This is a genomic window from Streptomyces sp. NPDC001599 (genome assembly GCF_042893535.1).
Classification (GTDB): domain Bacteria; phylum Actinomycetota; class Actinomycetes; order Streptomycetales; family Streptomycetaceae; genus Streptomyces.
This window is the reverse complement of the sequence record NZ_JBIAVA010000005.1, coordinates 251,264-265,046: the sequence shown is the minus strand read 5'-3', so window position 1 is coordinate 265,046 and position 13,783 is coordinate 251,264. Positions and strand designations below refer to the sequence as shown.

Sequence of the window (13,783 nt, the reverse complement as noted above, 5' to 3'; positions counted from 1 at the left end):
TTACCGGTGCCCCTCCGTCAGGGTCGCCAGGCCACCCGGTGCTCCGCGAGATGCGCCAGCACCGCGTGGTTCGCCTCCCAGCCGTCCGGGAACTTCACCAGCGTGCCCAGCTGGACCGGTTCCGTGGACGGGTAGTCGTCCAGCAGGTCGCCGACGCCCTCGCGGCAGACCACGATGCACGCGTGCCGGTGCCGGGAGGTCAGGACGCACAGACGGCCGGTCTCCAGGTGGAAGGCGGTGGCGTCGGGGCGGCCGGAGAGCGGGTGCAGGACGACCGTGACGTCGTACTCGCGGCCCTGGAGGCGGTTGGCGGTGTCCACGGTCACGTCGTGCACTCCCAGGTCGGCCAGCGCCGCACGGACCGCCGCCGCCTGGTCCCGGTGCGCGGTGCCGACGGCGACGCGGGCGGCGGTCAGGGGCGCGGGGTCCGGGGAGCGCTCGGAGGTCGCCCGGCCCTCGCGGTCGAGGAGGCGCCGGACCACCGCCGCCACCGCCCGCACCGCCTCCGGGTCGGTGCGCGGGGTGTGCCGGGCCGGAAGCTCCAGCAGGCCCCAGCCCGAGGCGGCGGCCTCGTCGATCACCCGGTCGGGGCCCGAGCCGTCCGACGGCACCGCGAAGGCCAGGCTCCGGTCGCCGTGGTCCGTGCCGCTGCGGAACGGCGTGTACGGGTAGAAGGCGTCCGAGACCAGACGGGCCGCCGACGCCGGGAGCCGCCAGGAGACCGGCAGGCGGTGCTGGGGGAGGCCCGGGTTGTGGGCGAGGAGGGTCGTCACGGCGGAGGACGACGGGTCGTAGGCCAGGCCCGCCCACTGCTCGCTGCCCACCGTCGCGAACGGGTCCAGCTGACCGGGGTCGCCCACGAACAGCGCCCGCTCGAAGAGTCCGGCGACCGCGAGCAGGGAGTCCGAGCGCATCTGGTACGCCTCGTCGACGATCGCGTGCCGCCACGGCTCGTCCACCTTCACGTGCGCCCACTTCGCCGCCGTGGACAGCACAACGGCCTGCCCGGCGAGATCGGCGGCCTTCGCCGACTTGCGTACGTTGACCAGCGCGTCGAGCGCCTTGTCGTACGGGTCGGCGTCACTGCTGTGCAGGCGGCCCACCGGGAGGTCCGGGTTCTTCTCGGCCAGACGCAGCACCAGGTCGTCCACCTGGGCGTTGGTCTGCGCCACCACCATCAGGGGGCGGCCCGCCTCGGCCAGCTCCAGCGCCGCCCGCACCACGAGCGTGGACTTCCCGGCGCCGGGCGGGGAGTCGACGACGACACCGCGCTCCGTGCCGTGCAGGGTGTCGTGGAGGATCGCCGCGGTGGCACGGCCGGCCTCCGCGCCCGGGTCGAAGGACGCGGGGGCGGACGTGGAGAGGGCCTCGGCGGTCACAGCACGTCCTCCTCGGTCTGGGCGTCGGCGGCCTCCGGCACCGCGGCCGCCTCACCGGGCGGGCCGCCGTGCGTCCACGGGGTCTGCTCCGGGTCGGGGAGCTTCGCGCCGCCCCGCTGCTCGTGCTCGAAGAGCGTGAAGCAGACCGGGTCGCCCTTCTCCGGCACCGACCCGGCCTCGGGCTCCTTGCCGCGGCCCATCTTGTCCATGATCCGCAGGACCAGCGTCCCGTCCTCGGGGCCGCCGTCCGACGGCGCCGGGCCGACGTACTCGGCCGTCTGCGGCTTGCCGCCCAGCGAGCGGTAGACCTTCACCCGCTCGCCCAGGTACGGGCGGTCGTCCGTACGGACCGTGACCAGCGGGCGCGGACTGGGCCGCTTGCTCTCGCTGTACGCCATCACCACGTCCACGACCTCGCCCGCGAACGCCTCCCCGGACAGCCGCCGCCCGGCCATCACCAGCGGATCGTCCAGCGCCTCCTGGGCTTCGAGACGGGCCTGCTCGCGCTCGCGCGTGGCCAGCTTGTTCGCCGCCGTCACGGCGTCGTCGCGGCGCGGCTGCGGGGGCTCGCCGGACAGGATCCGGTCGCGGTGGGAGGTGAACGACCAGCGGTCGCGGGTCCAGCGCTCCTCGGCGTGCGCCCCTTCGGGCAGCGCCCGCAGCAGGTCCAGGCCCCGCCACACCGCGTCCCAGGTGGGCCGGGTACGGCTCTCGACCAGGGCGCGGATCTCCCGCTCCGCGGCCGTGAGGGCACCGAGCCGGTCGTCGGCCTCCAGACCGTCCTCGGCGGCCGCCAGCGCCGTGCGGGCGCGGTCGTAGCGTTCGATGGCGGGGGCGAGGAGCTTGTTGTCGAAGGCCGGGTCGGTCGCCGGGCCCGCGGGCGGGCACAGCAGCTGGCCGTCGGCGTCGCGGGCCAGCTCGGCGCGGCGGGCGGCCTCCGCACCGGTCGGGGGCGGGTCCTGCGGGTCCTGCGGGTCCCGCGGCGCGATCCACGCCAGCAGGGCGCCCAGGTGCTGGTCCTCCAGCGTGGACTGCCCGGTCGCCCAGTGCCGGCCCAGCAGGTCGGTCATGGCGAGCAGGAGGGAGGAGCCGGGCACGCGGGCCCGCTCGCCGTAGTGGGTCAGCCACCGGCCCAGCAGCGGCACCCGCGGCGGCGCGGGGTGCGGGGTCTCCGGGTCCTGCTCCGCCGTACGCCGAAAACGCATGGACCGGCCCAGCAGCCGTACGAAGTCGACGCCCGCGCGGCTCGGCACGACCAGCTGCGCGGCGTCCGCGCACAGGTCGACCTCGACCTTGACCCGCTTGCCCGTCTCCGGGTCGGTCTCGGTGCGCTCGGCGGCCTCGACGCTCTCCGCGTACGCCTCGACGTGGGGCAGCACGATGCCGGCCAGCTCGGCCAGGAACGCGAAGCGCAGGTCGCGGTCGCGGGGCTGCGGCACGACCAGCAGGTGCGGCGCGTCCCGGTCGGTGCCGACCAGCGCGCCGAGCGGGGCCCCGGCCTCACCGGCGGTGATCAGCGGTACGAAGACGAGCGGACGGTCGGACAGGTGCCGGTGCCGGACGGTGGCGGCGGGCTGGGCCCGGCCGCTGCGCACGGCCTCCAGCCGGGCGAGGGTGGTGATCAGCGACACGCGGACACCTCGCCGATGCCGATGCCTGTGCCGCTTTCGATGCCCGTGCCGCTTCCGTCGCCCGTCGCTCCACCGGGCCCCGCACCGGCCGCCGCGAGCGCCTCCGCACGCAGCCGGGCCGCCCTGCGCAGCGCGGCCACCGCCGGGTCGTCCGGGTCACCGGCCTCCCCGTGGGCCGCGGCCAGCACGTCCTCGACCGTGGCAAGACCGCCCAGCTCGGCCCGCACCGGACGGCCCAGGCAGGTGACCGCACCGGCCTCGCGGGACCGGGCGCGACAGTGGAAGGCCAGCTCGCACGCGGACAGGCACTCGGGCGCGTACGTCGCCGGGACCGCCTCGACCGCCGCCGTCAGCTCCTCGGCCGGCAGCTCGGGGGAGAAGCAGACGCCCTCCGGGAGCGCGTCGGCGATCTCCTCGATGCGGGTCAGCCGGGCCAGCTGCCGTTCGGTGACGGCGCGCTGCTTGCGCACGTCGACGGCGGACGCGGTGGGCAGGTTGGAGAAGTCCCTGGGGCAGACGAGCAGGACGCGCAGGCGCACGCGCGGGGGCGGGTCGAGACGGGCGGCGACCCGCTCCAGGGCCAGCACGTACACCGCGGCCTGCCGCGCGGCGGCGCCGACCTTCGCCGGGTCGGCGGAGCCGTCCAGCATGGGGAAGGACTTGATCTCGACGACCGTCCAACTGCCGTCCGGATGCACCACCACGGCGTCCGGCTCCAGGAAGGCGGGAGACCCGGCGACCTCCAGGGCGAGCATCGGATGGTCGAGCAGGGTCCACGCGCCGGGCGTGCCGGTGGCCTCGCGCAGCGCCAGCGACGTCCGCGCCGCGCGCCCCTCCGGGCCGGTCGCGGACAGGTCGGGCACCCGCACCGGAGCCTCGGCGGGGGGCTCGGCACCCCGGTCCAGCCTCTCGTGCACGAGCCGCAGCAACTCGGCGCCGCCGTCCGCCTTCACCCTCGCCTCGAACGCGTTGCCCCGCGTGAAGGCGAACTGGGACTGCCCGAAGACCGACGGCGAGCCCAGCGCACTGGCCAGGGACGCCTTGTCCACGCCCGCGCCGTCGAGGATCGCGCGCCGACGGCACCCCGGGTTGGCGGCGAGGGCGGCCAGGGCCCGGGCGTCCAGCGCCTTGGCGGGTACGTCGGGCCCGCGCAGCTCAGCGAGCCGGTGCCGGAGTCTCGTCCCCCGCGTCCGAGGGGGCGGGGTCCGGCTCGGTTCCAGCTCCGAACCGCTGCTCGCGCTGCCGTGGAAATCGCTCACCCGCGGAAGTCTGGCATCCACCACTGACAATCACGGAACCCGCGCCGTCCCGGGGGGAGGCGGGGGCGGGCACGGCGGCGTTCGTCGCACCGGCCGCGGCCGGTGCGAAACGGGCCGGGAGCCGGGTCCGCATCCGTGCCGCGGCGCGCAGCACGAACGGCGTCAGCAACAGTCCGGCGCCCATCACGGCCGCCCCGGCGACGGCGTCGAGGAAGTAGTGGTTCGCGGTGCCCATCACCACGATCGTGGTCCCCAGGGGGTAGACGACGGCGGCCACCTTCGCCGCGCGCGTGCCGCCGTGGCGCCACAGCATCACCCCGCACCACAGCGCCCAGCCCACGTGCAGGCTGGGCATCGCCGCGTACTGGTTGGTCATCCCGCCCATGCCGCGCGGCGCGCTCGCCGCCCCGCCCCACCAGCCGTACGAGCTGTACTGGGCCATCGTGTCGACGAACCCGTGACCGGCGTCCAGCAGCCGGGGCGGGCAGGTCGGCAGCAGCGTGAAGCCGATGAGACCGATGAACGTCGACGTCATCAGCCAGGTACGGGCGGCCCGGTAGCGCACCGCGCGGGAGCGGAAGAGCCAGACCAGGATCGCCGGCGTGACCACGTAGTGCAGCGACGCGTACCAGAAGTCCGCCGGTACGCCGATCCAGGGCTCGCGCGTGAAGAGCCGGTTGAGGGGGTGCTCCGCGTTGAGGTGGAGCGCCTTCTCGATGTCCAGGATGGCCAGGCCGTGGTCGACGGCGTCGGAGACGTCGCCCCGCACGAGCAGGCGTCCCGCGCTGTAGCAGGCGTACACGAGGACGATGAGCGGCAGCTCGGTCCACCAGCGCAGCCGAGGGTTCGGGGCCGCCTCGCTGCCCGGTGTCTCGGTGTGCGGCAATCCGATCGCCCTCCCCCTTCTCGTCTCTTCTGCTTCTCGCTCACTCGTGCGCCTGGACGGACACGGGCGAGCCACTCTACGGCCTCACCGCGGCCGCTCCGCCAAGCGCCCTCGGACCGGATAGACGCCGGCATTGCCCCTCGGGTTGCCCGCACGGACGGTACGGGATGATGGAGGGGTCCCCTCAGACATTTCTCCCGGAAAGGCCTCTTCATGGCACCGCGCATTCTGCTGGCCCGGCACGGACAGACGGAGTGGTCGCTGTCCGGCAGACACACCGGCAGGACCGACGTGCCGCTCCTGGAGGAGGGCCGGCGCGGCGCGAAGCTGCTCGGCGAGCGGCTGCACCGGGCGCCGTGGGACGGGCTGGACGGCGTGGAGGTGCGGACCAGTCCGCTGGTGCGGGCGAGCGAGACCTGCGAGCTGGCGGGGTTCGGGGAGCGCGCCCGTGCGTGGGACGCGCTGATGGAGTGGGACTACGGGGCGTACGAGGGCATGACGCCGGAGCAGATCCAGGCCGTGCGGCCCGGCTGGCTGATCTGGCGGGACGGGGTCCCGGAAGGGGAGGGAGTGGCGGAAGTCACGGCGCGTGCGGACGAGGTGGTGGCGTGGGCGCGGGAGGCGGAGCGGGACGTGCTCGTCTTCGCCCACGGGCACATTCTGCGGGCGATCGGGGCGCGGTGGCTGGGGCTGCCGGTGTCCTTCGGTGCGCGGATACGGCTGAACCCGACGTCGCTGTCGGTGCTGGGGTGGGCATACGGGGAGGCGGCGGTGGAGAGCTGGAACGACTCGGGGCATCTGGTCGGCTGACGGTTGGTGCCGGTGCCGGTGCCGGTGCCGGTGCCCGTGCCCGTGCCGGTGCCCGTGCTGGTTTGCGGTGCCCGGTGTGGGGCTGGGCGGGGGTGGGGACGCGGCCCGGCGTTGCGGGGTGCCGCTGCGCCCACCCGTGCCGCCCCAGCGGCACGACTGCCCGCAGCTACCGGAGCGCGACTGCCCCGCAGCTACCGGGGCGCGATTGCCCGCAGCTACCGGGGCGCGACTGCCCGCAGTTTGGGTTAGGCAGGTCGCGGCAGGGCTCCGTGGCGGTCCAGGAAGGTGGAGACTCCTGAGGCGCGGCGGTGGGGGAGGAGGACGCGGGCCGTGCCCGCCAGCATCGTGTGGATGCGGGAGGACTGGACCTCGCCCAGCAGGTCCAGGCACCGCATGCCCGCGCCCGCGGCCTCGTCGGGGCGGCCGCCCCGGGCCAGGTCGTCCGCCAGCTCCGCCGAGTACAGCGCGAGGTTCCGGGTGAAGTGCGGGTCCTGGAGATCCGCGGCCCGCCGCGCGTGCCGGGCCGCCCGCGGCCAGTCGCCCAGCGTGGACCAGCACTGCGCCTCGAGCCCCTCCAGCTCGGCCTCGCCGTAGAAGCTCATCCACTCGGGGTCGGTGTCCGAGGGGCCCCGTTCGAAGAAGGTCTGCGCGCGGACCAGCGCCTGCTCGCAGCCGACGCGGTCCGCGAGCCCCGCCCAGCCGCCCGCCTCGCGCAGCGCCAGCAGGGACATCAGCCGGGCCGAGCCCAGCGGGCGGGCGGCGCGCTGCGCGGCCTGGGCCGCCCGCACCGCCTCGCGGGGGCGGCCGGCGTCGCGGGCCAGGAACGCCATGTTGCAGAAGGCGTGCGCCTCCAGTCCGCCGTCGCCGTTCATCCGGGCGGTGGCGAGGGCCTCGGCGTAGTGGGAGCGCGCGTCGTCGAAGCGCCCCGAGTCGTGCGCCAGCCAGCCCACGGAGATCGCCAGTTCACCGGCGCCCGTGTAGAGCCGGTCCGCGGTCGCCTGCCGGGACGCGCCGGCGTCCAGGAGCGCGTACGCGGTGCGCAGCGGTGCCGCCGCGCGCCGGTAGAGACCGTCCGCGCCGTGCCGGTCGTCGAGCAGCCGGATCCGGCGGACCGCTTCTTCGAGGGCGCCGGCCTCGCCCGTCCCGGCCCGGCGCGCGGGGCGCCCGGCCGCCGCGGCGTCGAGGGCGAGCCCCAGGGGGCCGAGCGAGGCGGCGGCCACCGTGGCGCCGCTCGTCATGAATGCGCGACGCAGCACGTCGCTCTCCTCGTTGTTGTCGTGCGTTTCGTACAGGTCTTGCGCGTCCCGGACGTCGTGCGTGTCCCGGACGTCTTGCGTGTCATGCGTCTCATACGGCTCACCCGCCCCTCGCGACTCACCCGGGGTGCGGGCCTGCCGTCCGCGGACCGACGAGCGGGGCGCGAACCCCAGGTCGGTGAGCGTGCGGCCGGGGAACATGTGCAGGAACACCCGCTCGTACGCGTAGTTGGGGCAGCGGATCTCGCCCGCCTCGACCCGGCCGACGTAGCGCGCGTCACAGCTGACCCGCTCGCCGATCTCGCGCGCGGCCCGGCGGACCGCCGCCGCGAACTCCGCCGGGGAGCGCTTGCCGCGCAACCGCCTGAAGGCGAGGTTCGGCCGCGGGGGCCGTTCGGGCTGGGCGGAGGTCACCGTTGACGACGCCATGGCCGGGTCCTCTCGTGCGAACCGTCGAACCATGCCGGGAGAAGGGCGAGTAAGGCTTGCGGCCCTGTTTCCGGCGAGCAAGAACGTACCGGCTGTGACGGAGCGGCCACGCGCTGTTTGGCTACAAACCGGATATCTCATCCACGATCTGCCATGAAGTGCCATCCTTTGCGGCGGCACCCGGCCGTAGCCGTTGACGGCCCCCCGCGTTGAACCGGGTGGACCGGGAGGCCCCCGACTCCCGAACCGCTCGTCCGAGGAGGAGTTCCGTGGTGGAGGCCGGGATGGACACCAGCGTCAGCGTTCCCCCCTGCGACGCCTGTGACGTCGTCACCGTGCCGACCCGGCAGGGTCTGGAGGCGGTCGACATCCTCAGGCGGGGAGCCGGTGAGGGGGTGGGCCCGGTGCTCCACGACGACGGCTGCGACACCCTGGGATTCCTGGTGCCGCCGGGCACCGCCGCCGCCTGGGACGTGCCGGGCAGCACCTGCACGGAGACGGACGGCCGCGGGCTGAGCATCGTCCCGGCGCCCGAGCCGCCCGTGGAGGGCTCCGACTGGCTGCTGCCGCCCGGCGAGGCGGACCTGGCGACCGACCCCGCTGTACTGCGGGCCGCGCTGGGCGAGGCGGCCCGGCTGATCAGGGCCGCCGACAGCTGCCGCTGAGCACCCCGTCCGGTCTTCGAGGGCCGACCGCGGTCCGATAATGGACGGATGGGAAAGTCCAGGAACGCCCGCCGCGGGCGCGCTGCCGCCGAAACCGTCGTCGAGGACGTCGACGGAGGACGCGCCGAGCTGGTGCCCGACCGCGACCGGCCGCGGGCCTGGACGCTGCTGGTCGACGGAGCCCCGCAGTCGCACGTCGACCTCGACGACCCGGCGTACCTCTCCTTCGAGTACCAGCGCCGCATCGGGCACGTCATCGACCTGACCGCGCCGCCCGGCAGACCCCTGCGGGCCGTCCACCTCGGCGGCGGCGCCCTCACCCTCGCCCGCTACGTCGCCGCCACCCGTCCTCGCTCCACCCAGCAGGTCGTCGAGCGGGACGCCGCCCTCGTCCAACTGGTCCGGCGGGAACTGCCCCTGGACCCCGGCGCGCGGATCCGGGTGCGCTCCGCCGACGCCCGCGCGGGGCTCGCCAAGGTGCCCGACGGCTGGGCGGACCTCGTCGTCGCGGACGTCTTCGGCGGGGCCCGCACCCCGGCCCACCTGACCTCCACCGAGTTCCTCGACGAGGTGCGGCGCGCGCTCGCGCCCGGCGGGGTCTACGCCGCCAACCTCGCCGACGGCCCGCCGCTGGCCCACCTGCGCGGCCAGATCGCCACCGCCGCCGCCCGGTTCGCCGAACTCGCCCTCGTCGCCGACCCGGCCGTACTGCGCGGCAAACGCTTCGGCAACGCGATCCTGGTCGCCTCCGACCACCCGCTGCCGGTCGCCGAACTCACCCGCCGGGCCGCCTCCGACCCGCACCCCGCGCGCGTGGAACACGGCCGTGCGCTCACCGACTTCACCGGCGGCGCCCACCCCGTGACGGACGCGGCGGCGGTGGACTCGCCCGCGCCGCCGGAGTCCGTCTTCAAGTGAGCCCTCCTCCAGCCACCGGTCGCGCCGGTTCAGTAGCCGGCGGTCTCGACCCTCAGTAGCTGCCGATCTCCACCCGCGGCGGTCCGTCGTGCCAGGTGCAGAACACCGACACCCGGTCCGCGCCCGAGGTGAACTCCACCCGGATCCACGACTCCGTCTTCCACACCTGCATCGACCAGCCCGTCCCCGGTGTCGCCGACACCAGCGACGCGGACGACGTCCCGAGGTCGAAGACCGCACGGCCCCCGTCGGTGTCGTAGCTCTTGACCTCGCCGGACGTGTCGGGCGCGGGGCTCGCCGGGTCCTGGGGCGGCGCGGTGGACGGCGTGGTGCGCGACGGGGCGGGGTCCGGCTCGCGGGGCGTCCCGCCCGGCGTCGGCGATGCGCCGTCCGACGGCGACGGCGACGGTGAGGCCGAGGGCGACGGGCGGCTGGTGGACGACGCCAGGGACTCCCCCTCGTCGCCCTCCCCGTCCCGTACGCCCGCGTCGGCCGCCGTGATGGGCAGCGCGCGGGGGGCGTCGTAGGCCGTGCCCGCCATCACCGTGTGGACGCCCCACCACGACAGGGTGACCGCGGCGCCGGTGGCGAGCAGCCAGGCGATCACGTGGACGAGTCCTCTGCGCATCGCGGCCATACTGCCTCACCCGCCCCACGCGTGTCGCGCGAACGGGGGTGTGACGCGGGCCCGGGCGGAGTTGTCCACAGGCCCGGACCGGGTTGGTCCGCATGGCGTACGGTGCCGCCCATGGCAAGTGTGCTCGTGGTCGAGGACGACCAGTTCGTACGCTCGGCGCTGATCCGGCAGCTGACCGACGCCTCGCACACCGTGCGCAGCGTGGGCACGGCACTGGAGGCGCTCCGCGAGGTCGCCCATTTCCGGTTCGACGTGGTGATCCTGGACCTCGGACTGCCCGACCTGGACGGCTCCGAGGCGCTGAAGATGCTGCGCGGCATCACCGACGTACCGGTGATCGTCGCCACCGCCCGGGACGACGAGACGGAGGTCGTACGGCTGTTGAACGCGGGCGCGGACGACTACCTCACCAAACCCTTCTCCGTCGAGCACCTGTCGGCCCGGATGGCGGCCGTACTGCGCCGCGCGCGCGGCGGCCCCGCGGAGGCGGCGCCGCCGGCCGTCCTCAGGGTCGGCGGTCTCACCGTCGACCCGCTGCGCCGCCAGGCCGAACTGGACGGCACCCCCCTCGACCTGACCCGTCGCGAGTTCGACCTGCTCGCCTTCCTGGCCGGCCGCCCCGGGGTCGTCGTCCCCCGCAAGGAGCTGCTCGCCGAGGTCTGGCAGCAGTCCTACGGCGACGACCAGACCATCGACGTCCACCTGTCCTGGCTGCGGCGCAAACTGGGCGAGACCGCGGCCCGGCCGCGCTATCTGCACACCCTGCGCGGCGTCGGCGTGAAGCTGGAGCCACCACGACTGGAGCCGCCGCGATGAGATGGGCCCTGGTCAAGGTCTCGCTGGCGGTCACCGCGATGGTCGTGGTCGCCTTCGCCGTCCCGCTCGGACTCGTCATCCGGGAGATGGCCCGCGACCGCGCCTTCGCGGGCGCCGAACGGGAGGCCGCCGCCGTCGCCCCGGCCCTGTCCATCACCACCGACCGCGAGCAGCTGGAACGCGTCGTCGCCTCCGCCGGTTCGGACGCCGGGATGGCCGTGCACATACCGGCACCGGGGGACGGGAGCGGGGGCGCCACCGACATCGGGCGGCAGCGGGCCACCGACGAGGACATCGCCGCCGTACGGCGGATGGGGCGGGCCTCCACCACCGAGGTGGGCGGCGGTTCCACCCTGCTCCAGCCGGTCGCGCTCAGCTCCGGCGAGATCGCCGTCGTCGAGGTGTACGTGCCCGAGTCCGAGGTGACCAACGGCGTGGGCACGGCCTGGGCGGTGCTCGCCGCGGTCGGCGCCGCCCTGATCGTCGGCTCGGTCGCGGTCGCCGACCGGCTGGGCGTGCGGATGGTGCAGCCCGCCCGGCGCCTGGTCGAGGGCGCGCACGAGCTGGGGGAGGGCAGGCTCGGTGCGCGGGTGCCCGTGGAGGGGCCGGACGAACTGCGCCGCGCGGCGGTCGCGTTCAACTCCATGGCCGACCAGGTCGTCCAGCTCCTCGCCAACGAACGGGAGCTGGCCGCCGACCTGTCCCACCGCCTGCGCACCCCGCTGACCGTGCTGCGCCTCAACGCGGCCTCGCTCGGCGACGGCCCAGCCGCCGAGCAGACCCGGGCCGCCGTCGAGCAGTTGGAGCGCGAGGTCGACACGATCATCCGCACCGCCCGGGACGCCAAGCCGCAGACGGCCGTCGCCGGACCCGGCGCCGGGTGCGACGCGGCCGAGGTGGTCCGGGAGCGGATGGGGTTCTGGTCGGCACTGGCCGAGGACGAGGGCCGCAAGTGGCGGGTGGCCGGCGCCGACCGGCCGGTGCGCATACCCGTGGCCCGCACCGACCTGGCCGCCTCCCTCGACGCGCTGCTCGGCAACGTCTTCCGGCACACCGCCGAGGGCACCGCCTTCGCCGTCGACCTGCACAACGGCGAGGACGCGGTGATCGTGCTCGTCTCCGACGCCGGCACCGGCATCCCCGACCCCGAGGCGGCGATGGCCCGCGGCCGGGGATCGGGCACCGACGGGTCGACCGGGCTCGGCCTGGACATCGTGCGCCGGATGGCGGAGTCGACCGGCGGCGACGTCCGCATCGGCGCATCCGTGCTGGGCGGTACCGAGGTGCGGATCTGGATCCAGCTCGACGGGCGGACGGCGCCGGCCCGGCGCGGCCACCGGGGCTCCGTACGCCGACGCAGGCAGAGCCGCGGACCGGCCCCGGCACCGGCACCGGCGTCGGCGGCCTCGGCCGGCCGCGACCATTAATCGGTCCCGATCCCTTCCTTAAGCCCACCCTAAGATCGCCAACCCCCGCCCGGATCAGGCTCTTTGCCCGATTCCGGCTCGCTAGCGTGCTGCCGCACCCCCACCCCGCCCCCGCCGGCCCTCCGCCGGGGGCACCGTGAACAGCGAAGGCAGGCACGTGATGCGCACGCACCGACGCAAGGTCAGTGGCAGGAACAAGGCGATCGGCGCCCTCGTCGCGGCGGCCGTGGCCGGTGGCGGGGCGCTGCTGTTCACCAGCACCGCCCAGGCGGCCCCGGTCGGCGCCGCGTACACGAAGACCAGCGAGTGGTCGACGGGCTACACCGCGCAGTACGTCGTCACCAACAACAGCGGGCAGGCGAAGGCCGACTGGACCCTGGAGTTCGACCTGCCCTCCGGCGCGAAGCTCGGCTCGCTGTGGAACGCCGAGTCGAAGGCCGACGGGCAGCACGTCACCGTGACGCCGCCCAAGTGGGACACGGACGGGCTGAAGGCCGGCGAGTCCGTCACGGTCGGTTTCGTCGTCAACGGCACCGCCGACCCGACCGGTTGCCTCGTCGACGACGCCGCGTGCTCGGCGGACGACGGCGCCACCCCCGAGCCCAGCGGCCGCCCCACCGACCCCCCGGCCCCGACCCCCACGGCAACCGACGGCACGGAACCGGCGCCGACCCCGACCGGCACCCCCACCACCCCGGCCCCCACCGGCACCCCCGGCAACGGCACCGACGCGGGCGCCGGCTTCGCGCCGTACGTCGACACCTCCCTCTACCCGGCCTTCGACCTGCTCGGGCATGCCGCGGCGACCGGCGTCAAGGAGTACAACCTGGCCTTCGTCACCGACGGCGGCGGCTGCACCCCCAAGTGGGGCGGCGTCACCGACCTCGGCAGCGACGCGGTGGCGAACCAGATAGGCGCCCTGCGCGCCAAGGGCGGCGACGTCCGGGTCTCCTTCGGCGGCGCCTCCGGCTCCGAACTGGGCACGACCTGCGCGTCGCCCGACGCGCTGGCGGCGGCGTACGGCAAGGTCGTCGACGCGTACAAGCTCACCAAGGTCGACTTCGACGTCGAGGGCGGGGCGCTGCCCGACACGGCCGCCAACACCCGCCGCGCCCGGGCGATCGCCGCGCTCCAGGAGCAGCACCCCGGGCTGGACGTCTCCTTCACCCTCCCGGTGATGCCCGAGGGCCTCACCCAGGCGGGGGTCGACCTCCTCGCCGACGCGAAGAAGAACGGCGTGGACATCGACGCCGTCAACATCATGGCGATGGACTACGGCCCCGCGTACAGCGGCGACATGGGCACCTACGCCGAGCAGGCCGCCACCGCCACCCAGGCGCAGATCAAGGGCGTCCTCGGCCTGTCCGACGCGGACGCCTGGAAGACGGTCGCCGTCACGCCGATGATCGGCGTCAACGACGTCGCCTCCGAGGTCTTCAAGGTGGAGGACGCCACCCAGCTCGTGGAGTTCGCGAAGTCCAAGGGCCTGGGCGCCCTGTCCATGTGGTCCGCCACCCGCGACAAGGCCTGCCCCGGCGGCCCGAAGCCCTCCGCCGACGCCACCTGCAGCTCCGTGGACCAGGAGCCGAACGCCTTCGCCAAGGCCCTCGCCGCCCACAAGTAGGGCAGGGCTCCTTCCCGTGGGGCCGGGCCCCACACCGGCCCTACGA

The 13,783-nt window shown here is 75.0% G+C and carries 12 protein-coding genes; 6 read left to right on the top strand and 6 right to left on the bottom strand.

The annotated features are described in order from the left end of the window. Positions 1 to 17: 17 nt before the first annotated feature. The 4 genes from ACFYZ3_RS16020 to ACFYZ3_RS16005 are packed head-to-tail and all read right to left on the bottom strand — an operon-like array spanning position 18 to position 5,155. On the bottom strand, positions 18 to 1,379 hold the full coding sequence (locus tag ACFYZ3_RS16020) for an AAA family ATPase (RefSeq protein WP_388517373.1): 1,362 nt from the start codon (positions 1,377 to 1,379) through the stop codon (positions 18 to 20). Further along, positions 1,376 to 3,010 (bottom strand): hypothetical protein, encoded by a 1,635-nt coding sequence (locus ACFYZ3_RS16015; protein ID WP_388517370.1) that lies wholly within the window; start codon positions 3,008 to 3,010, stop codon positions 1,376 to 1,378. Before ACFYZ3_RS16015 ends, ACFYZ3_RS16020 begins: the two co-directional genes overlap by 4 nt. Further along, positions 3,001 to 4,269 (bottom strand): hypothetical protein, encoded by a 1,269-nt coding sequence (locus ACFYZ3_RS16010; RefSeq protein WP_388517367.1) that lies wholly within the window; start codon positions 4,267 to 4,269, stop codon positions 3,001 to 3,003. Before ACFYZ3_RS16010 ends, ACFYZ3_RS16015 begins: the two co-directional genes overlap by 10 nt. Continuing rightward, the gene (locus ACFYZ3_RS16005; protein ID WP_388517364.1) at positions 4,166 to 5,155 is read right to left on the bottom strand and encodes a phosphatase PAP2 family protein; all 990 of its coding nucleotides are present in this window, start codon (positions 5,153 to 5,155) and stop codon (positions 4,166 to 4,168) included. The genes ACFYZ3_RS16010 and ACFYZ3_RS16005 overlap by 104 nt, the downstream gene beginning before the upstream one ends. Positions 5,156 to 5,368: 213 nt before the next feature. Here ACFYZ3_RS16005 and ACFYZ3_RS16000 point away from each other — a divergent pair, with 213 nt between their 5' ends. Beyond that, positions 5,369 to 5,965, top strand: coding sequence for a histidine phosphatase family protein (locus tag ACFYZ3_RS16000; RefSeq protein ID WP_388517362.1), 597 nt, complete (start codon positions 5,369 to 5,371; stop codon positions 5,963 to 5,965). A 245-nt stretch (positions 5,966 to 6,210) separates the two neighbouring features. Here ACFYZ3_RS16000 and ACFYZ3_RS15995 read toward each other — a convergent pair whose 3' ends face one another. Next, on the bottom strand, positions 6,211 to 7,650 hold the full coding sequence (locus ACFYZ3_RS15995) for a hypothetical protein (RefSeq protein WP_388517359.1): 1,440 nt from the start codon (positions 7,648 to 7,650) through the stop codon (positions 6,211 to 6,213). Between the two features lie 284 nt (positions 7,651 to 7,934). On the opposite strand from ACFYZ3_RS15995, the gene ACFYZ3_RS15990 reads away from it, so the two are divergent. Together ACFYZ3_RS15990 and ACFYZ3_RS15985 are read left to right on the top strand one after the other, a co-directional pair. Then, the gene (locus ACFYZ3_RS15990) at positions 7,935 to 8,315 is read left to right on the top strand and encodes a hypothetical protein (RefSeq protein ID WP_162833132.1); all 381 of its coding nucleotides are present in this window, start codon (positions 7,935 to 7,937) and stop codon (positions 8,313 to 8,315) included. A 48-nt stretch (positions 8,316 to 8,363) separates the two neighbouring features. Further along, positions 8,364 to 9,233, top strand: coding sequence for a spermidine synthase (locus ACFYZ3_RS15985; RefSeq protein ID WP_388517356.1), 870 nt, complete (start codon positions 8,364 to 8,366; stop codon positions 9,231 to 9,233). Positions 9,234 to 9,285: 52 nt separating this feature from the next. On the opposite strand, the gene ACFYZ3_RS15980 is transcribed toward ACFYZ3_RS15985, so the two are convergent. Further along, positions 9,286 to 9,861 (bottom strand): hypothetical protein, encoded by a 576-nt coding sequence (locus ACFYZ3_RS15980; RefSeq protein WP_388517354.1) that lies wholly within the window; start codon positions 9,859 to 9,861, stop codon positions 9,286 to 9,288. A 120-nt stretch (positions 9,862 to 9,981) separates the two neighbouring features. On the opposite strand from ACFYZ3_RS15980, the gene ACFYZ3_RS15975 reads away from it, so the two are divergent. From ACFYZ3_RS15975 to ACFYZ3_RS15965, 3 genes are all read left to right on the top strand, one after another. Beyond that, positions 9,982 to 10,686, top strand: a complete 705-nt coding sequence (locus ACFYZ3_RS15975; RefSeq protein ID WP_388517351.1) for a response regulator transcription factor — start codon at positions 9,982 to 9,984, stop codon at positions 10,684 to 10,686. Next, positions 10,683 to 12,113: a sensor histidine kinase gene (locus tag ACFYZ3_RS15970; protein WP_388517349.1), complete on the top strand. Its 1,431-nt coding sequence runs from the start codon at positions 10,683 to 10,685 to the stop codon at positions 12,111 to 12,113. The genes ACFYZ3_RS15975 and ACFYZ3_RS15970 overlap by 4 nt, the downstream gene beginning before the upstream one ends. A gap of 160 nt (positions 12,114 to 12,273) precedes the next feature. Beyond that, a complete protein-coding gene (locus ACFYZ3_RS15965) occupies positions 12,274 to 13,737 on the top strand; it encodes a cellulose binding domain-containing protein (RefSeq protein ID WP_388517346.1) in 1,464 nt (487 codons plus the stop codon). The last annotated feature ends 46 nt before the right edge of the window (positions 13,738 to 13,783 follow it).

Coding starts and splice junctions, on each gene's coding strand:
- ACFYZ3_RS16000 (WP_388517362.1), top strand. CDS start 5,369: ATGGCACCGCGCATTCTGCTGGCCCGGCACGGACAGACGGAGTGGTCG.
- ACFYZ3_RS15995 (WP_388517359.1), bottom strand. CDS start 7,650: ATGGCGTCGTCAACGGTGACCTCCGCCCAGCCCGAACGGCCCCCGCGG.
- ACFYZ3_RS15990 (WP_162833132.1), top strand. CDS start 7,935: ATGGACACCAGCGTCAGCGTTCCCCCCTGCGACGCCTGTGACGTCGTC.
- ACFYZ3_RS15985 (WP_388517356.1), top strand. CDS start 8,364: ATGGGAAAGTCCAGGAACGCCCGCCGCGGGCGCGCTGCCGCCGAAACC.
- ACFYZ3_RS15980 (WP_388517354.1), bottom strand. CDS start 9,861: ATGCGCAGAGGACTCGTCCACGTGATCGCCTGGCTGCTCGCCACCGGC.
- ACFYZ3_RS15975 (WP_388517351.1), top strand. CDS start 9,982: ATGGCAAGTGTGCTCGTGGTCGAGGACGACCAGTTCGTACGCTCGGCG.
- ACFYZ3_RS15970 (WP_388517349.1), top strand. CDS start 10,683: ATGAGATGGGCCCTGGTCAAGGTCTCGCTGGCGGTCACCGCGATGGTC.
- ACFYZ3_RS15965 (WP_388517346.1), top strand. CDS start 12,274: ATGCGCACGCACCGACGCAAGGTCAGTGGCAGGAACAAGGCGATCGGC.